At 70.2% G+C, this 17,714-nt stretch carries 18 protein-coding genes, 1 tRNA gene, 2 pseudogenes and 1 riboswitch; of the genes and pseudogenes, 8 read left to right on the top strand and 13 right to left on the bottom strand.

Annotated elements, in window-relative coordinates; translation table 11 throughout:
• Positions 1 to 37: 37 nt before the first annotated feature.
• Complete coding sequence (locus ACSUPV_RS25405) at positions 38 to 1,378, bottom strand: DUF445 domain-containing protein (RefSeq protein WP_382609686.1); 1,341 nt, start codon at positions 1,376 to 1,378, stop codon at positions 38 to 40.
• A 194-nt stretch (positions 1,379 to 1,572) separates the two neighbouring features.
• Here ACSUPV_RS25405 and ACSUPV_RS25400 point away from each other — a divergent pair, with 194 nt between their 5' ends.
• Entirely contained in the window at positions 1,573 to 2,907 is a 1,335-nt protein-coding gene (locus tag ACSUPV_RS25400; RefSeq protein WP_037766703.1) for an SGNH/GDSL hydrolase family protein, read from the top strand.
• A 123-nt stretch (positions 2,908 to 3,030) separates the two neighbouring features.
• Here the strand turns inward: ACSUPV_RS25400 and ACSUPV_RS25395 are convergent, their stop codons facing one another.
• From ACSUPV_RS25395 to ACSUPV_RS25375, 5 genes and pseudogenes are all read right to left on the bottom strand, one after another.
• Positions 3,031 to 3,723 (bottom strand): DUF1707 SHOCT-like domain-containing protein, encoded by a 693-nt coding sequence (locus ACSUPV_RS25395; RefSeq protein WP_037766706.1) that lies wholly within the window; start codon positions 3,721 to 3,723, stop codon positions 3,031 to 3,033.
• A gap of 33 nt (positions 3,724 to 3,756) precedes the next feature.
• Entirely contained in the window at positions 3,757 to 4,755 is a 999-nt protein-coding gene (locus ACSUPV_RS25390) for an ABC transporter ATP-binding protein (RefSeq protein ID WP_435850556.1), read from the bottom strand.
• Entirely contained in the window at positions 4,745 to 5,599 is an 855-nt protein-coding gene (locus tag ACSUPV_RS25385; protein WP_436949941.1) for an ABC transporter permease, read from the bottom strand. The genes ACSUPV_RS25390 and ACSUPV_RS25385 overlap by 11 nt, the downstream gene beginning before the upstream one ends.
• Before the next feature lie 4 nt (positions 5,600 to 5,603).
• A pseudogene (locus tag ACSUPV_RS25380) lies at positions 5,604 to 6,409 on the bottom strand (ABC transporter permease).
• Between the two features lie 35 nt (positions 6,410 to 6,444).
• The gene (locus tag ACSUPV_RS25375; protein WP_031113234.1) at positions 6,445 to 6,624 is read right to left on the bottom strand and encodes a hypothetical protein; all 180 of its coding nucleotides are present in this window, start codon (positions 6,622 to 6,624) and stop codon (positions 6,445 to 6,447) included.
• A gap of 196 nt (positions 6,625 to 6,820) precedes the next feature.
• On the opposite strand from ACSUPV_RS25375, the gene ACSUPV_RS25370 reads away from it, so the two are divergent.
• Positions 6,821 to 9,214, top strand: coding sequence for a transglycosylase domain-containing protein (locus ACSUPV_RS25370; RefSeq protein WP_382609701.1), 2,394 nt, complete (start codon positions 6,821 to 6,823; stop codon positions 9,212 to 9,214).
• A gap of 1 nt (position 9,215) precedes the next feature.
• Here ACSUPV_RS25370 and ACSUPV_RS25365 read toward each other — a convergent pair whose 3' ends face one another.
• The 3 genes from ACSUPV_RS25365 to ACSUPV_RS25355 all read right to left on the bottom strand — a co-directional run bounded on the left by ACSUPV_RS25365 (position 9,216) and on the right by ACSUPV_RS25355 (position 10,422).
• Entirely contained in the window at positions 9,216 to 9,536 is a 321-nt protein-coding gene (locus ACSUPV_RS25365) for a DMT family transporter (RefSeq protein WP_031113232.1), read from the bottom strand.
• Positions 9,537 to 9,570: 34 nt separating this feature from the next.
• Positions 9,571 to 9,641: riboswitch (guanidine-III (ykkC-III) riboswitch) on the bottom strand.
• A gap of 50 nt (positions 9,642 to 9,691) precedes the next feature.
• Complete coding sequence (locus ACSUPV_RS25360) at positions 9,692 to 10,048, bottom strand: GroES family chaperonin (RefSeq protein ID WP_010040015.1); 357 nt, start codon at positions 10,046 to 10,048, stop codon at positions 9,692 to 9,694.
• 44 nt (positions 10,049 to 10,092) lie between these two features.
• A complete protein-coding gene (locus tag ACSUPV_RS25355; RefSeq protein ID WP_436948612.1) occupies positions 10,093 to 10,422 on the bottom strand; it encodes a DUF3618 domain-containing protein in 330 nt (109 codons plus the stop codon).
• A 95-nt stretch (positions 10,423 to 10,517) separates the two neighbouring features.
• Here ACSUPV_RS25355 and bcp point away from each other — a divergent pair, with 95 nt between their 5' ends.
• The 4 genes and pseudogenes from bcp (at position 10,518) to ACSUPV_RS25335 (ending at position 12,350) form a co-directional block, all read left to right on the top strand.
• Positions 10,518 to 10,985: a thioredoxin-dependent thiol peroxidase gene (bcp, locus tag ACSUPV_RS25350; RefSeq protein WP_031113228.1), complete on the top strand. Its 468-nt coding sequence runs from the start codon at positions 10,518 to 10,520 to the stop codon at positions 10,983 to 10,985.
• A gap of 144 nt (positions 10,986 to 11,129) precedes the next feature.
• Positions 11,130 to 11,769, top strand: a pseudogene (locus ACSUPV_RS25345) (HNH endonuclease).
• Between the two features lie 70 nt (positions 11,770 to 11,839).
• Positions 11,840 to 12,259 (top strand): HNH endonuclease, encoded by a 420-nt coding sequence (locus ACSUPV_RS25340; RefSeq protein ID WP_382609704.1) that lies wholly within the window; start codon positions 11,840 to 11,842, stop codon positions 12,257 to 12,259.
• 15 nt (positions 12,260 to 12,274) lie between these two features.
• Positions 12,275 to 12,350: transfer RNA gene (locus ACSUPV_RS25335), tRNA-Leu, on the top strand.
• Positions 12,351 to 12,399: 49 nt separating this feature from the next.
• Here ACSUPV_RS25335 and rdgB read toward each other — a convergent pair.
• From rdgB to ACSUPV_RS25315, 4 genes are all read right to left on the bottom strand, one after another.
• Complete coding sequence (gene rdgB / locus ACSUPV_RS25330; protein WP_436948611.1) at positions 12,400 to 13,002, bottom strand: RdgB/HAM1 family non-canonical purine NTP pyrophosphatase; 603 nt, start codon at positions 13,000 to 13,002, stop codon at positions 12,400 to 12,402.
• A 123-nt stretch (positions 13,003 to 13,125) separates the two neighbouring features.
• Entirely contained in the window at positions 13,126 to 13,524 is a 399-nt protein-coding gene (locus ACSUPV_RS25325; RefSeq protein ID WP_114253067.1) for a hypothetical protein, read from the bottom strand.
• A 144-nt stretch (positions 13,525 to 13,668) separates the two neighbouring features.
• Positions 13,669 to 14,406 carry a ribonuclease PH gene (rph, locus tag ACSUPV_RS25320; protein WP_031113222.1) on the bottom strand — a complete coding sequence of 246 codons (738 nt, stop codon included), beginning with the start codon at positions 14,404 to 14,406 and terminating at the stop codon, positions 13,669 to 13,671.
• A gap of 111 nt (positions 14,407 to 14,517) precedes the next feature.
• Entirely contained in the window at positions 14,518 to 14,751 is a 234-nt protein-coding gene (locus ACSUPV_RS25315) for a glucose PTS transporter subunit EIIB (RefSeq protein WP_010039992.1), read from the bottom strand.
• Positions 14,752 to 14,912: 161 nt separating this feature from the next.
• Here ACSUPV_RS25315 and ACSUPV_RS25310 point away from each other — a divergent pair, with 161 nt between their 5' ends.
• Positions 14,913 to 16,226: a PTS transporter subunit EIIC gene (locus ACSUPV_RS25310; protein WP_436948610.1), complete on the top strand. Its 1,314-nt coding sequence runs from the start codon at positions 14,913 to 14,915 to the stop codon at positions 16,224 to 16,226.
• 175 nt (positions 16,227 to 16,401) lie between these two features.
• Positions 16,402 to 17,664, top strand: coding sequence for a PTS transporter subunit EIIC (locus ACSUPV_RS25305; protein WP_031113220.1), 1,263 nt, complete (start codon positions 16,402 to 16,404; stop codon positions 17,662 to 17,664).
• Positions 17,665 to 17,714: the final 50 nt, after the last annotated feature.

Genomic DNA, 17,714 nt, shown 5'->3' with positions numbered 1-17,714 from the left:
CCGGCGCGTCACGGCCGCGGCTGTCACGGCCCGCCGCTCACGCCCCCAGCGCGTGCGACACCGTGTAGATCAGCAGGCCGGCCAGCGAGCCGACCACCGTGCCGTTGATGCGGATGAACTGCAGGTCGCGGCCGATGTTGGCCTCGATCTTCCGTGTGGTGTGCTCGGCGTCCCAGCTCGCCACCGTGTCCGTGATCAGGGAGGTGATCTCCTTGCGGTAGGTGGTGACGACGTACACGGCCGCGTCCTCCACCCACCGGTCGACCTTGTCCTGCACCTTGCGCTCGGCCGCCATCCGGGAGCCCAGCGACAGCAGCGAGGCACGGACGCGCAGCCGCAGTTCGCTGCGCTCGTCCTCCGCCGCCGCGACGATCATGGACCGTACGGCCGTCCAGGCGCTCGCGATGAGGTCCTGCACCTCGCCGCGGCCCAGGACCTCGCCCTTGAGCCGCTCGACGCGGGCGCGGGTGTCGGTGTCGGACTGGAGGTCGCCCGCGAAGTCGGTGAGGAAGCGGTCCAGGGCGCCGCGGGCGGGGTGGGCGGGCATGTCGCGCATCTCGGTGGCGAATCGCAGCAGCTCCCGGTAGACGCGCTCGCCGACCTTGCGGTCGACGAACTTCGGCGTCCAGCCGGGGGCGCCGCCCTCCACGGCGTCCATGACCTCCTCGCGGTGCAGGACCAGCCAGTCGTGGGCGCGGTTGACGATCAGGTCGACGACCCGTTTGTGGCCGCCGTCGGCGACGACCTTCTCCAGCATCTTGCCGATGCCGGGGCCGATCTCCTGGGCGTTGGCGCGGCGGGTGATGGCCTCGCCGACCACGGCCTGGACGTCGGAGTCGCGCAGGACCGTCAGGGCGCCGCGCAGGGCGGTGGACAGCTCGGCCGTGACCCGGTCGGCGTGCTCGGGGACGGCGAGCCAGGCGCCGAGGCGGCTGCCGATGCCGACGGCGCGCAGCCGCTGCCGTACGACGTCCTCGGAGAGGAAGTTCTCCCCGACGAACTCGCCGAGGGAGACGCCGAGCTGGTCCTTCTTGGTGGGGATGATCGCCGTGTGCGGGATGGGGATGCCGAGGGGGTGGCGGAACAGGGCGGTGACGGCGAACCAGTCGGCGAGCGCGCCGACCATGCCCGCCTCGGAGGCGGCGGCGACATAGCCCGCCCAGGGGCCGGCGCCCGAGTTCTGCGCCCACTTGGCGAGGACGTAGACCACGGCGACGAACAGCAGGAGTCCGGTGGCGGTGAGTTTCATACGGCGTACGCCGCGCTGTTTCTCCTCGTCCGCCGGGCTGAAGGTCGTCATCGCACGGTTCACGGCGGGCCCGGGGCGGGCATGCTGCCCCGCGACACTGCCCTTTTCTTCCACTTTGGTCCGTTCCATCCGCTCCACCCGCTTGGTGATCCCGCACACATTGTCCCTTCCTGACCGACTCCTGGAACGGAACAGGAGTTCCCGGCGTCTGTCGGGAGGGGGTAATGCGACGGGGTCCTGTGAGCTTCCCCTTGCCCATGACGCATCATGGGAACATCAGATCGGAGCCTGAGGCTCCCATCGCCCGAGGAGAACTGAAGAGCATGACCCGGGGTCGTGGTTACGCCCTCCTGGCCATGGTCGTCGCAGCGATCATGGCCCTTTCCACCGCCATATATGTCGGAGTGGCGTCCGACGACGGCACCCTCAACCGGAACGCACTCGCCGACGGCCGCGTCCCGAACAACTCCGCCGCCCCGGCCTCGACCGGCACCTGGGTCGGCACCTGGTCCACGTCCCCGGCCGGCGCCGAGCCCGGCACGGAGACGACCGGCATGGCGGACCGCTCGGTACGCAACGTCGTCCACACCAGCGTCGGCGGTACGAGTGCCCGTGTGACGCTGTCCAATCTCTACGGCCAGTCGCCGCTGAACATCACGCAGGCCTCGATCGCCGTCGCCGCGGGCAGCGGCACGCCCGCCGCGCTCGAGGACACCATGCGGCAGCTGACCTTCAACGGCGGCCCCGCGGTCGTCGTCCCGCCCGGCGGGCAGGTGATGAGCGACGCCGTGCGCATCGTCGTCCCGCACGACGCGGACGTCCTGATCACCACGTACACGCCGACCAGCTCCGGCCCGGTCACGTACCACCCGCGCGCCCGGCAGACCTCCTACGTCGCCCAGGGCGACCACGCACGGGACGTGACGGGCACGCCGTACACCGAGCAGAGCGGGTACTGGCGCTACCTGACCGCGCTGGACGTGCTGAGCAACGAGGCGGACGGGACGGTGGTCGCCCTCGGCGACTCGCTGACCGACGGCATCACCTCCACGTCGGGTGCCAACAACCGGTGGACCGACGTTCTCTCGGACCGGCTACGCGCGGAGATCGCGGCCGGGCGGGACCTGCCGCGCTACAGCGTCGTCAACCAGGGCATCAGCGGGAACCGGGTCCTCACCGACGGTCTCGGCCGCCCCGCGGACAACCCCAGCGGGCTGAACCGCTTCACGCGGGACGTACTGCAGCGGACGAACGTCAAGGTCGTCGTCATCGACCTCGGCGTCAACGACATCCTGCGCAACCCGCGGCTCGCCGACCCGGACGCGATCGTCGGCGGGCTGCGCACGATGGTGGACCAGGCGCACGCGCGGGGACTGAAGGTGGTCGGGGCGACGCTGATGCCGTTCTACGGTCACCGGGGTTACACGGACGCGCGGGAGGCGGTGCGGCAGGCCATCAACGCCGAGATCCGGGCGGGGCGGGTGTTCGACGCGGTGGTCGACTTCGACAAGGCGCTGCGGGATCCGTACGACCCGCGGCGGCTGCGGCCGGTGTACGACTCGGGGGATCATCTGCACCCGAGTGACGAGGGGTACGCGCGGATGGCCGAGGCGTTCGACCTGGAGTCGTTGAAGGGGTCGGTGGCGGCGAAGCTGTAGTTCTGGCCGCCGTTGCCCGGTGCTGAGGCCGGGTGCGCAACCCGGCGCTACGGGGTGCCGCCTGCGCCCACCCGTGCCGCCCTTGCGGCACGCCTGCCCGCAGACGGCGGGAAGCAGGCGTCCTCAGCCCAGCTCCCGCCGGGACTCCCTCCGCTCCAGCTTCTCCCGCCGCCGTTCCTCCCGTACCCGCTGCTTCTCCGCGCGCGTCAGCTTCCGCTGGACCCCGACGCCGCCCCACAGCGCGAAGCCGGTGATGACGACCCGCGGCGCGCCCGGCTCCCCCGGCACGCCGTCCTCGCGGTGGTCGAATCCGCCCATGATGCCGATGCCGCGCACGACGACCTCGACCCCGGGCGGCACGATGACGTCCACCCCGCCCATGATCGCGATCGCGTTGATCTCGACCTCGCGCTCCGTGAAGTTCGCCTCGCGCAGGTCGAGCTCCCCGCCGCCGCAGAAGGCGAAGCAGGTGAACCTCCGGGGCACCGTCCAGTGCCCCTTGCGCTGGAAACCGGCCATCACGGCCACGGCCCACGTGGAGGAGCCCTCACCGCCGACGATCCGCCCGGACCAGTCCGATCCGTTGGCGGGGTCCTTGCTCAGCGAGACCACCGGCGCGGTGACGCCGGCGGCCGGCAGGTCCCGGGTGATCGGCGCCAGCTCCCCGTACGTCCGCGCCCGGTACGTCGCGTCCAGCCGCTCCTCGAACTCCGCCATGTCGAGACGGCCCTCCGCGAGAGCGTCCCGCAGGATGTCGGCGACCCGTTCGCGGTCGGCGTCGGAGGCGCGGAGGTCCGGGACTGCGTCGTCGGTCATACACAGCAGCCTACGAGTTCACCCTGCCGGGGGCTACGAGACCGCGCGGTCGGCCTGTTCGGCGTACATCTTGGCGATCACCGCCTCGATGTCCGGCTCCCGCACCGACAGGTCGACCAGCGGATACTCCGCCGCGATCCGCGCCACCAGCGGAGCCGCCGACTCCGCGGCCGGGAACGCCAGCCACTGCCGCGGACCGTCCACCCGGACGACCCGCGCGGGCGCCGGCGCCTCGATCGGGGGCAGTTCGCGCTCCAGGTCCACCACCAGCGTCCGCTCGCTCTCCCCCGCCTCGTGCAGCCCGGCGAGCGGCCCGTCGTACATCAGCCGCCCGTGGTCGATGACCATCACCCGCTTGCACAACTGCTCGATGTCCTGGAGGTCGTGCGTGGTCAGCAGTACCGTCGTACCGCGCTCGGCGTTCAGCTCCCGCAGGAACTCACGCACCCTGGCCTTGGAGACGACGTCGAGCCCGATGGTCGGCTCGTCGAGGTACAGCACCTCCGGGTCGTGCAGCAGCGCCGCCGCGATGTCGCCGCGCATCCGCTGCCCGAGCGAGAGCTGCCGCACCGGCACGTCCAGCAGCTCGCCCAGGTCGAGGAGTTCGACCAGCCGGTCGAGGTTCTGGCGGTAACGGGCGTCCGGGATCCGGTACATGCGGTGCATCAGCCGGTAGGAGTCGACCAGCGGCAGGTCCCACCACAGCGTCGTACGCTGCCCGAACACCACGCCGATGCGGTGCGCGAGCCGTGTTCGGTCGCGGGAGGGGTCGATGCCGGCGACCCGGAGCCGGCCGGCACTCGGTGTGAGGATGCCGGTCAGCATCTTGATGGTGGTCGACTTGCCGGCGCCGTTCGGGCCGATGTAGCCGACCATCTCGCCGCGTGCCACGCGGAAGGAGATCGAGTCGACGGCCCGCACCCGCCGCCGCTCCCGCTTCATGAAGCCGGTCTTCTTGCGCACCTCGAAGACCTTCTCGACACCGTCGAGTTCGATGAACCCGCTCTCGGAACCGGTCAACTCAACTCCCAGTACTCCGGTACGAACGAAGCCCCACCCGCCAGGCCACCCCGGCCAGCGCGCAGCACGCCACCGCCACCAGCGGCGACGCGAACGCCACCCACCGCGGCAGATCCAGCGGATACGGCCGCCCCAGCACGTACGACGCGGGCAGCCAGTTGACGAAGGCCAGCGGCAGCACGAACGTCACCCCGCGCACCAGATCCTGCGCGAACACCGCCGGCGGGTACTGCAACAGCGTCGCCCCGCCGTACGTGAACGCGTTCTGCACCTCCGAGGCGTCCTGCGCCACGAACTGGAAGGCCGCGCCCGCCACGAACACCGAGCAGAAGATCGCTCCGCCGCTGACCACCATCACCGGCATCAGCAGCAGCTTCGGGCCCGTCCAGTCGATATCCAGCGTGGTCAGCGCGTATCCCAGCACCAGCGCGCCCTGGGTGACCCGGCCCAGGCGGCGCAGGGCGAAGCGGTCGGCGGCCACCTGCGCCAGCACCGGCGCGGGCCGCACCAGCAGCGTGTCCAGCGTGCCGTCGCGCACCCGGCGCCCCAACCGCTCCATCGACCCGATCAGCAGGTCGGCGAGCCCGAAGGCCAGGCTGGACAGACCGTACAGGAAGGCGATCTCGGGCAGGGAGAAGCCGCCGAGCGCGTCGACGCTGGAGAACATCAGCAGGATCGCGATGAAGTCCAGCCCTGTCACCGCGAAGTTGGTGAACGTCGTCAGGACGAAGGAGGCGCGGTAGGCCATCGTGGAGCGGATCCACATCGCGGCGATCAGCCCGTAGGCGCGCAGCCCCTCCCGGACCCGGCCGGGCAGGCCGGGCGCCGCACTCTCGCGCACCGCGCTCGCGCGCACCGTGTCAGCCACCCTGGACCACCACCCGCCGCGTCGCCAGCGACTGCAGCAGCCGCCCGGCCGCCAGCAGCGCCACCGCCCAGGCGGCCTGGAAGGTGTACGTGCCGAGCGGATCGGCCTCGCCGAGCAGGACGTCGGCCGGCGCCTGGAGGACCGACGACCAGGGCAGCATCCGCACGACGTCGCCGAACACGCCCGGAAAACGTTCAGCGGCAGCATCATCCCCGAGCAGAACCACCCGACGAACCACGACATCTGCACCACCCCGGTGCCGTCGATCAGCCAGAACGCCGACAGCGCCACCAGGTACCGGATGGCGAAACCGACCACCCAGGCCAGCGCCACCGCCACCAGGAACGCCGCCCAGGCCGCCAGGTCCCCGGGCAGCGCCAGCGGGAAGAACAGCGCCCCGATGACGAAGGGCGGCACGCCGCGCGCGAACAGCTCGAACAGGGCCCGACCCCCGTCGGCCGCCAGCCACCACAGCTGGAGGTCGGCGGGCCGGTACAGGTCGACGGCGACGTCCCCCGTCCGGATGCGCTCCATCAGCTCGTCCTCGAAGCCGCCGCCGCTGATGCCGAGCGTCTTGAACAGCGCCTGGCCGATCCACACATAGGTGATGGCCTGCGCCTGGTCGTACCCCCCGAGGTGGGGTCTCTCGTCCCACAGCGCGACATACGTGTAGACGAGGATCAGACCGAAGACGGTGTTGGTGAAGATCCCGGCCAGCATGGCCGCCCGATAGGTCGCGTACCGCCTGAAGCCCCCCGCCGCGACGGCCGCGTACAACCGTCCCGAGCCCACATCCACCGCCCTCCTCGCCACCGGCACCGAAGCGCAGGAGCCTAGTGGGCCGACGATCCGCCCTGCCACGGGTTTTCGCGGGACCCGGGGGCGGCGCGGGGCGAGTCCGCACCGGCCCAGACGGTACGATCCGTGACGTCCGCGTGGGCCGAGGCGCCCGTGGCCAGGGCGAGCAGCGTGGCGGCGGTGCCGGCCAGGGCGGAGCGTGCGAGCAGTCGCATCTCGGTCGTCCCCCCAATCGGGGGAATTCGCGCAAGCGGGAACGCACCTCGAACAGGCGTGGCTGCACGACCGGCACGGCGAAGCCCTCGATCAGGGAACTGATCGCCGGATGGGACAGTCTTCATCACAGGGGCGCAAGAGCGAGCAGAGACGTACGGGAACGACGTACGACGCGAAACGGAGTCCGTGCACGACATGAGTGACGAGCCTCAGCAGCCGAACCCGGGCTGGGCACCGAGAGAGCCGCAGGCGGACGGCGACCCAGGCGCGCCTCAGGGCCAGGCGGCCGGGAAACCGAAGCGGACCGGCTGGCGCCGGATGATCCCGACCTGGCGCATGACGCTCGGCGGCTTCATCATCGTCGTCATCCTGCTGGTCGGCGGCTTCTTCCTCGGCTACTCACTGGTGAAGATCCCGCCCGCCAACGCGCTCGCCACCCAGCAGGCCAACGTCTACCTGTACGCGGACGGCTCCGTGATCGCCCGCGACGGCGAGGTCAACCGGGAGAACGTCACCCTCGCGCAGATCTCCAAGGACGCCCAGCACGCCATCCTGGCCGCCGAGGACCGCGACTTCTACACGGAGTCCGCCGTCGACCCCAAGGCCATGGTCCGCGCCGCCTGGAACACCGCCCTCGGCAAGGGCAAGCAGTCCGGCTCCACGATCACGCAGCAGTACGTGAAGAACTACTACCTGCGCCAGGAGCAGACCGTCACGCGCAAGGCCAAGGAGTTCTTCATCGCGATCAAGCTGGACCGCGAGAAGAGCAAGGACCAGATCCTCGAGGGCTACCTCAACACCAGCTTCTTCGGCCGCAACGCCTACGGCATCCAGGCCGCCGCCCAGGCCTACTACGGCATGGACGCCAAGGACCTCGACCCGGCCCGCGCCGCCTACCTCGCCGCGCTGGTCAACGCGCCCAGCCAGTACGACGTCGTCGCCCACCCCGAGAACCGCAGGGCCGCCGAGTCCCGCTGGAACTACGTCCTGGACGGCATGGTCAAGAAGGGCTGGCTCAGCGAGTCGAAGCGCGCCGGGATGAAGTTCCCGGTGCCGAAGGAGTCCACCCTCTCCACCGGCATGTCCGGCCAGCGCGGCTACATCGTCCGGACGGTCAAGGACTACCTGATCCAGAACAAGATCGTCGACGAGAGCCAGCTCGACGCCGGCGGCTACCGCATCACGACGACCCTGCAGAAGCCGAAGCAGGACGCCTTCGTGAAGGCCGTCAACGACAAGCTGATGGACAAGCTGGACAAGAAGAACAACAAGGTCGACCGCTACGTCCGCGCGGGCGGCGCCGCCGTCGACCCGAAGACCGGCAAGGTCGTCGCGATGTACAACGGCATCGACTACGTCAAGCAGTACACCCCGAACGCCACCCGCAGGGACTTCCAGGTCGGCTCCACCTTCAAGCCGTTCGTGTTCACCGCGGCCGTCGAGAACCACTCCGAGACGCAGGACGGCCGCGTCATCACCCCCAACACGATCTACGACGGCACCAACAAGCGCCCCGTCCAGGGCTGGACCGGCGACCCCTACGCCCCCGAGAACGAGGACCAGGTCTCCTACGGCGACATCACCGTCACCGAGGCCACCGACAAGTCCGTGAACTCGGTCTACGCCCAGATGGCCGCCGACGTCGGCCCCCAGAAGGTCAAGCAGACCGCCATCGACCTCGGCATCCCCGAAGCCACCCCCGACCTCGCCGACGGCCCCGCCATCGCCCTCGGCACGGCCACCGCGAGCGTCCTGGACATGGCGGAGGCGTACGCCACGCTCGCCAACCACGGCCGGCACGGCACGTACACGATGGTCGAGAAGGTCGCCAAGGAGGGCACCCCGATCGAGCTGCCCGAGCGGCGCACCCGGCAGGCCGTGAGCCGCGAGGCCGCCGACACCACCACCTCGGTCCTGCAGAGCGTCGTCCAGAACGGCACGGCCTCCGCCGCCCAGGCCGCGGGCCGCCCCGCCGCCGGGAAGACCGGCACCGCCGAGGAGGACAAGGCGGCCTGGTTCGCCGGCTACACGCCCGACCTCGCCACGGTCGTCGCCGTCATGGGCCAGGACCCCGTCACCGCCGCCCAGAAGCCGCTGTACAACGCCCTTGGCCTGCCGCGCATCAACGGCGGCGGACCGCCCGCGGAGATCTGGGCGCAGTTCACCCGCGACGCCCTCAAGGGCAAGCCGGTCAAGGACTTCGACCTGAGGCTCCAGCCGGGCTCCGACGTCTCGCAGGCCCCCGGCACCGAGGCCCCGGCCGACCCCACCACCGGCACCACCGACGGCGGCACGACCGGGGGCGACGACCAGGACACCGGCACCCAGACGCCCGGCCAGACCCCGAGCGCGCCCGCAGGCCAGACCGAGGGCCAGACCGAGGGCGGCACCGGCGACGGCGGCACGGGCGGCGAGTCCCCGACCGGCGGCGGCACCGCGGACGGCGGCACCGGCGACGGCGGCACCGCCACCGACGGGGGCACGACCGACGGCGGCACGAACGACGGCGGCACCACGGAAGGCGGCGACTCCGAAGGCCCCACGGGCCCCGACTGGGGCGTGGTCCCGCAGACCATGCGCCGCGAGTAGGTCAGTGCCCCGAGGTCGCCTTCAGCCCCACCACGGCGACCAGCAGCAGGCACACGAAGAAGATCCGGGCGGCGGTGGCCGGCTCCCCCAGCACCACCATGCCGAACACCGCCGCCCCGGCCGCCCCGATCCCCACCCACACGCCGTAGGCGGTACCGATGGGCAGGGTCCTGGCGGCCTGCGACAGCAGCAGCATGCTGGCGACGATCCCGGCGCCGGTGAGCACACTGGGCAGCGGGCGCGTGAAGCCGTCGGTGTACTTCATGCCGACGGACCACCCCACCTCGAGCAGGCCGGCGACGACGAGCAGAACCCAGGCCATGACGGGCACCTCCGGGAAACGGGCTGACGGTGTCGGTGCGTCGTCTTTGCCTTCGTCCCGGTACGGCGCGTCTCGTCGGGTCGTTCCACCGTAGCAAAACCACACGAAGGGGCCGATGACCCAGGTCACCGGCCCCTTCGCGCGTACCGCGCGCCCTACAGGTACAGGCCCGTCGAGTCCTCCGACCCCTCGAACCGGTCCGCGGCCACGGCGTGCAGGTCGCGCTCGCGCATGAGCACGTACGCAATGCCCCGCACCTCGACCTCGGCACGGTCCTCCGGATCGAACAGAACCCGGTCGCCCGGCTCCACGGTCCGCACGTTCTGCCCCACCGCGACGACCTCGGCCCAGGCCAGCCGCCGACCGACCGCCGCCGTGGCGGGGATCAGGATGCCGCCACCGGAACGCCGCTCGCCCTCGCTGGTGTCCTGCCGCACGAGTACGCGGTCGTGCAGCATCCGGATGGGCAGCTTGTCGGGATGGGTGCTGTGCTCGTTTCTCTTGGCGCTCACGCCCTGAAACCTACCTGTCTTCCCGGCGAACGTACGCAGTCGGGTCAGCCCTTGCGCCGCCGCATGCCGACCGCGAGCAGGCCCACCACGCCGACGACCACGAGCGCGACGGGCACGACCCGCTCCAGCCGCGGCGCCCCGTCCTCGTCCACGAACCGGGACCGCACATCGGTGACGGCCCTGTTGATCTCCACGTAGGCCCGCCCGAGGGTGTGATCGATGTTGGACGCGACCCGGGCCTTGGCGTCCCCGACGATCGTCTTCGGGTGCACCCGCACGCCGATCTCGTCGAGGGTCTCGGCCAGGGTCTCGCGGCGGCGCCGAATGTCCGCCTCGATCTGCGCCGGGGTCCTGGTGTCCGCCGTGTCCGCCACCGTGTCGCCTCCGAAGTCGGTGTGAAGCCTGTGCCGGACAGTCTGTCAGCTCCACGGCTCATCGCACCGCGTCGACCCCCGGTTAGGCTGGACCGATGAGCGAGCGACTCCAGCCGGGGGACGTGGCCCCCGCCTTCACCCTGCCCGACGCCGACGGCAACGAGGTGTCCCTGTCGGACCACAAGGGCCGCAAGGTCATCGTCTACTTCTACCCGGCCGCCCTCACCCCCGGCTGCACGAAGCAGGCATGCGACTTCACGGACAACCTGGAGCTGCTGGCCGGCGCGGGTTACGAGGTCATCGGCATCTCCCCCGACAAGCCGGAGAAACTGGCGAAGTTCCGGGACAAGGAGTCCCTGAAGGTCACGCTGCTGGCCGACCCGGACAAGCAGGTCCTGGAGTCCTACGGCGCCTTCGGCGAGAAGAAGCTGTACGGCAAGACGGTCGTGGGCGTCATCCGCTCCACGGTGATCGTGGACGAGGACGGCAAGGTCGAACGGGCCCTGTACAACGTCAAGGCGACGGGCCACGTGGCCAAGATCATCAAGGATCTGGGGATCTGAGGCCCCGCGCCACTTCCTGACACGGCCCGTACCGGAAATCCGGTACGGGCCGTTCCGTATTCCGTGCGTGACTGTCCGACTACTGGTTCGTTATTCCGTGCGGATCACGAATAGGTGATCGAGGGTCGAATGACGGAGGGGCTCGTGGGGGCGAGTGCGTACACCAGGGAGCGGCTGGAGGAGGCTGCCCGGGGCTCGGACGTTGCCTGAGGCGTTGGGGCGGCTGGGGGTGGATCCGGGGAGTTCCACGCGGCGGTATGTCTTCGGGCGGATGAAGAGACTCGGGGTGGATGTGTCGCACTTCGAGAGGGAGGGGGTGAAGTGGACGAAGGACGTCCTTGAGCGGGCGGTCGCTGCCTCGACGAACATGTGCGAGGTACTGCGGCATCTCGGGCTCGAGGTGGTGGGCGGACATCACACGCACATCAGCCGTCGGATCAAGGCGTACGGAATCGACACATCGCACTTCCGCGTACCGACGAGGCGCGGGAAACCCTGGCGTCCGCGGACCCCGGAGGCCTTCCTCGTCGAGCAGCCGGCCGATCGGGCCAGGCGCATTCCGAGTGACCGCCTCAAGTGGGCGATGACGGCCTCGGGAGTTGCGGAGCGATGCGCTCTGTGCGGCACAGAGGCAGTCTGGCGGGGCCGCCCGCTTCCCCTGGAGGTCGACCACATCAACGGCCGGTGGAGGGACAACCGGATCGAGAACCTTCGATTCCTGTGCCCCAACTGCCATGCGACGACGGACAGGTACCGAGGGCGCGGCAAGGGGCGTGCCTCGTGAACAGTAGGCAAGCACGGCCCACCCCGAGGAACTTCGTGTCGCGGTCGCCGAATCCATCTCGCTTGCAGAGGTGCTGCGCCGCCTGGGGCGCTCGGGCAGTGGCACGCAGCGTGCGCAGCTGCGTCAGTGGATCGCCGAGGACCAGCTCAGCACGGAGCACTTTCTGGGACAGGCCCACCAGCGCGGGAAGTCTCGCCCGGCCTCGGCCAGACGTCCTGAGGACATCCTGGTCAAGCATGCAGGCACGCGCCGTACCCGCGCGGTCGTGTTGCGCCGGGCGCTTCAGGAAGTGGGGGTACCCGAAGAGTGCGCGGACTGCGGGATCGGCCCCGAGTGGCTCGGCAAGCCCTTGACTCTGGAGGTCGATCACATCAACGGGGACTGGAGCGACGACCGGCTGGAGAATCTGCGCTTGCTGTGCCCCAACTGCCACGCCGTCACGAGCACCTGGTGTCGGGGAGGGCAGCGGCGACATAATCTCGCCCAGTAGAGTAGAAACCTGCTGGCGCCCGTACGCCAACGGCTGAGCGGCGATCTTTAGGTGGTCGTGTCTGTCGGTTCGAATCCGACCGGGCGTACCAGAGAGGGCACAGCCCCGCACCTTCGATTCGAGGTGCGGGGCTGTCCCTTTCAGCCCAACAGCTCCCGAACCACCGGCACCAACGCCCGGAACGCCTTCCCCCGGTGGCTGATCGCGTTCTTCTCCTGGGGGGTCAGTTCCGCGCAGGTGCGGCTTTCGCCCTCCGGCTGGAGGATCGGGTCGTAGCCGAAGCCGCCGGTGCCTGCGGGCTGGTGGCGCAGGGTGCCGCGCAGCTGTCCCTCGACCACCCGCTCCGTGCCGTCGGGCAGCGCCAGGGCCGCCGCGCAGGCGAAGTGGGCGCCGCGGTGTTCGTCGGCGATGTCCGAGAGCTGGGCGAGGAGCAGGTCCAGGTTGGCCTTGTCGTCGCCGTGGCGGCCGGACCAGCGCGCGGAGAAGATGCCGGGCGCGCCGTTGAGGACGTCGACGCAGAGGCCGGAGTCGTCGGCGACGGCCGGGAGTCCCGTCGCCCGGGCCAGGGCGTGGGCCTTCAGCAGCGCGTTCTCCGCGAAGGTGACGCCGGTTTCCTTGACGTCGGGGATGTCGGGGTAGGCGTCGGCCCCGACGAGTTCGTGCGGCAGCCCGGCTTCGGCGAGGATCGCGCGAAGCTCGGTGATCTTTCCGGCGTTACGGGTGGCGAGGATCAGGCGACTCATGGCCCCCACAGTATTCCGCGCCCCGAAAGGGGCGCGGGGAACTGCGCGAGCGACCACGACGGGCCCGCAGCCGACCACCGGAGGAACCCGGCAGACGAGCGGTCCGGCCCAGCCGGCGCAGCGCTACGGCGTGCAGACCTTCGTCAGTTCACCCGCCGCGTCGGTGACCGGGCTGATGTCCGGCGTCTCGTCGCCGTTCTTGATGGCCGTACGGACGTTGTCCACCGCCGCGTTGAGGTCGTCCACGGCCTTGTTGACGTCCGCGTTGTCCGTCTTGTCGCCGATCTCGCCGAGGTTCTTGTCGATGGAGTCGAGGGACTCGTCGAGCTGCGTCGGGTCGTTCGCGGCGTTGTCCACGGCCTGCTGGAGTTCCGTGACGCTGTCGGCGATGGCGTCGGCGGTCTGGACGCAGTCCAGCGCCTTGTCGACGGCGGCGCAGCCGGTGGTGAGTCCGGCGGTCAGCGCGACGGCCGCCAGGGTGGCGGCGACGGCTGCGGTGCGGCGTCGGCGGCTCGCGGCCATGGAACGGTCCCTCTCGTTCGGTCGGGCCGGTCGGGCCCGTGTGGCTGGCCGGGCGCACAGGGATGAGCCGTGCGCCCGTACTCCTTCAGACGCGAGTGTGCTCGGCGCGGTTGCCCGCGCCGAGCACCCGTCTTGGTGCGCCCTTTACTTTTCGAGGACGGTATCAAGGGCGGTGCGCTGGTGGGCGGTGAGCTCGGCGCAGCCGGCGACGGCGAGGTCGAGGAGGGCGTTGAGCTCGTCGCGGGCGAAGGGTTCGGCCTCGGCGGTGCCCTGGACCTCGACGAAGCGGCCGTCGCCGGTGCAGACGACGTTCATGTCGGTCTCGGCCTTGACGTCTTCCTCGTAGCAGAGGTCGAGGAGGGGGACGCCGCCGACGATGCCGACGGAGACGGCGGAGACGGTGCCGGTGAGCGGCTGGCGGCCGGCCTTGATGAGCTTCTTGCGCTGGGCCCAGGCGACGGCGTCCGCCAGCGCCACGTAGGCGCCCGTGATGGCCGCCGTGCGCGTGCCACCGTCGGCCTGGAGGACGTCGCAGTCGAGGACGATGGTGTTCTCGCCGAGGGCCTTGTAGTCGATGACGGCGCGCAGGGAGCGGCCGATGAGGCGGCTGATCTCGTGGGTGCGTCCGCCGATGCGGCCCTTGACGGACTCGCGGTCGCCGCGGGTGTTGGTGGAGCGGGGCAGCATGGAGTATTCGGCGGTGACCCAGCCTTCGCCGCTGCCCTTGCGCCAGCGCGGGACGCCTTCGGTGACGGAGGCGGTGCAGAAGACCTTGGTGTCGCCGAAGGAGACGAGGACGGAGCCTTCGGCGTGCTTGCTCCAGCCGCGCTCGATGGTGATGGGGCGGAGTTGCTGGGGGGTGCGGCCGTCGATTCGAGACATGGCGCTGAGCCTATCCGTCCGTGCGGAACGGGCCCCTCCCGCGGTGGGGAGGGGCCCGTGCAGGTGGCGTCAGGGTCCGTCAGGGGTGAAGCCCGGGACGATCCCCGCGCTTCACATCATGTCTTCGATCTCCGCCGCGATGGGGTCGGCGTCGGTGCCGATGACGACCTGGATGGCGCTGCCCATCTTGACGACGCCGTGGGCGCCGGCGGCCTTGAGGGCGGTTTCGTCGACCTTGGCGGGGTCCACGACCTCGGTGCGGAGGCGGGTGATGCAGCCTTCGACCTCTTCGATGTTGTCGATGCCGCCGAGCCCGGCAACGATCTTCTCAGCCTTGGTGGCCATGTTCGTTCTCCCTGATCCGAACCGCTTTGTCGCAGTAACCCACAGTTGGCCCATCTTCGCGAGCGGTCTCGTCGTGTGTGCCGAAGGATGGCGTCACGTTCGCGCGACCGTCGAACGACTGGTCTACACCACGAGCCCGTCTCTCGACAAAGGGGACCGGAATGAGTGCCGACAGTCGCGCCGGCGCCGAGGCCGCGGCCCGCCCCGCCCGCGCTCGCTGGAACCGGCTGTTCCAAGGGTTGCAGAAGATGGGCCGCAGTTTGCAGTTGCCGATCGCGGTGCTGCCGGCGGCGGGAATCCTGAACCGGCTGGGGCAGCCGGATGTGTTCGGGGACGACGGTCTGGGCTGGACGAACGTCTCGAAGGTGATGGTGGGCGCGGGCGGGGCGCTGCTGGACAGTTCGCTGGGGCTGCCGCTGCTGTTCTGCGTGGGCGTCGCGATCGGGATGGCGAGGAAGGCGGACGGTTCGACGGCGCTGGCGGCGGTGACCGGGTTCCTCGTGTACTTCACGGTGCTGCGGCAGTTCCCGGAGGACTGCCCCGAGGGGTCGGTGGCGGTGCCGAACGTCGGGTGTCAGGTGACCGACGGGGACCGGATGGTGACGGCGTTCACGTTCCAGAACCCGGGGGTGTTCGGCGGGATCGTGATGGGGCTGCTGGCGGCGTTCTTCTGGGCGCGGTTCCACCGGACGCGGCTGGTGGACTGGCTGGGGTTCTTCAACGGGCGGCGGCTGGTGCCGATCATCATGGCGTTCGTGGCGATCGCGTTCGCGGCGCTGTGTCTGTGGGTGTGGCCGCCGGTCGGTGACGCGCTGGAGGGTTTCAGCGACTGGATGGACGGGCTGGACGCGTGGGGCGCGGGTGTGTTCGGGGTGGCGAACCGGGCGCTGCTGGTGGTGGGGCTGCACCAGTTCCTCAACGTGCCCATCTGGTTCCAGTTCGGCTCGTTCACGAAGCCGGACGGGACGGTGGTGCACGGTGACATCAACATGTTCCTGGCGGGTGACCCGGACGCGGGCCAGTTCCTCTCGGGCTTCTTCCCGATCATGATGTTCGCGCTGCCGGCGGCGGCCCTGGCGATCACGCACTGCGCGCGGCCGGAGCGGCGCAAGGAGGTCGGGGGTCTGATGCTGTCGGTGGCGCTGACGTCGTTCGTCACGGGCATCACGGAGCCGATCGAGTACTCGTTCCTGTTCATCGCACCGGTGCTGTACGCGGTGCACGCGCTGCTGACGGGGGTGTCGATGGCGGTGACGTGGGGGCTGGGGGTGCACGACGGGTTCAGTTTCTCGGCGGGGCTGATCGACTACGTCATCAACTGGAACCTGGCGACGCGGCCGTGGCTGATCGTCCCGATCGGGCTGGGCTTCGCGCTCGTCTACTACGTGATCTTCCGGTTCGCGATCACGCGGTTCGACCTGAGGACTCCGGGGCGGGAGCCCGCGGAGGACGTCGAGGACAGCGCCAAGGCGTGATCGTCGCGGCGGGCGGAATTGGCGGGTTCCACTCGTTCGGCCTACCGTGCTACAACTGGTCTACACCACTCCCTGGTGGAGGCCGCGCGGTGGAGACCGCGTTCCCCTTTCTTTGAGACGCCGCCGTCCCCCGTCGCATTCTTCCTGGGCGGCGCCGTGCCCCTGGAGGAAGTTCATGTCCACAGACACCGCCGCGCCCGCGAGCCCGAGCAAGGGGTCGGCCGTGATGGCCGTCCTGCAGCGGATCGGCCGCAGCCTCATGCTGCCCGTCGCCGTGCTGCCCGCCGCCGCCCTGCTGGTCCGCCTCGGCAACACCGACATGCTCGGGCGCGAGTCGTTCCCCGCCTTCATCACCAAGATCGCCGGTTTCATGGCGGCCGGCGGCAACGCGATCCTCGACAACATGGCCCTGCTGTTCGCCGTGGGCATCGCGATCGGCTTCGCCAAGAAGTCGGACGGCTCCACCGCCCTGGCGGCCGTGGTCGGTTACCTCGTCTTCAAGAACGTGCTCGCGACGTTCACCGACAAGAACCTGCCGCAGGTGGCGAAGGTCGTCGACGGCAAGATCGTGATGACGGACGCGCCGGTGGACGCCAAGGTGCTCGGCGGTGTGGTGATGGGCCTCGTCGTCGCCCTGCTCTACCAGCGGTTCTACCGCACCAAGCTGCCCGACTGGGCGGGCTTCTTCGGCGGCCGCCGCCTGGTGCCGATCCTGTCCGCCTTCGCGGGTCTGGTCATCGGCATCGTCTTCGGCTACATCTGGCCGGTCCTCGGCACGGCCCTGCACAACTTCGGTGAGTGGCTGGTCGGCTCCGGCGCGGTCGGCGCGGGCATCTTCGGTGTCGCCAACCGTGCGCTGATCCCGATCGGCATGCACCACCTGCTGAACTCCTTCCCCTGGTTCCAGGCCGGTACCTACGAGGGCAAGAGCGGCGACATCGCCCGCTTCCTGGCCGGTGACCCGAGCGCCGGGCAGTTCATGACCGGCTTCTTCCCGATCATGATGTTCGCCCTGCCCGCCGCGTGCCTGGCGATCGTGCACTGCGCCCGGCCGGAGCGCCGCAAGGTCGTCGGCGGCATGATGTTCTCCCTCGCGCTGACGTCCTTCGTCACCGGTGTCACCGAGCCCATCGAGTTCACGTTCATGTTCATCGCGCCGGTCCTGTACGCGATCCACGCCGTCCTCACCGGTGTCTCCATGGCGCTGACCTGGGCGCTCGGCATGAAGGACGGCTTCGGCTTCTCGGCCGGCGCGGTGGACTTCTTCCTGAACCTGGGCATCGCGACCAACCCGTGGGGCCTGGCCCTGGTCGGTCTGTGCTTCGCGGCGGTCTACTACGCGGTGTTCCGCTTCGCGATCACCAAGTTCAACCTGCCGACGCCCGGCCGGGAGTCCGACGAGGAGCTCGCCGAGCTGCAGAAGGCGGAGGCCAAGTAGTCCGCTGGAGCGCCGAAGGCCCCGGAACCGCTCGGTTCCGGGGCCTTCGG

It is taken from the genome of Streptomyces sp. SudanB52_2052, assembly GCF_964272415.1.
Classification (GTDB): Bacteria; Actinomycetota; Actinomycetes; order Streptomycetales; family Streptomycetaceae; genus Streptomyces; species Streptomyces olindensis.
Note: the sequence above shows the minus strand (reverse complement) of the source record. Positions and strands in the feature narration are given on the sequence as shown.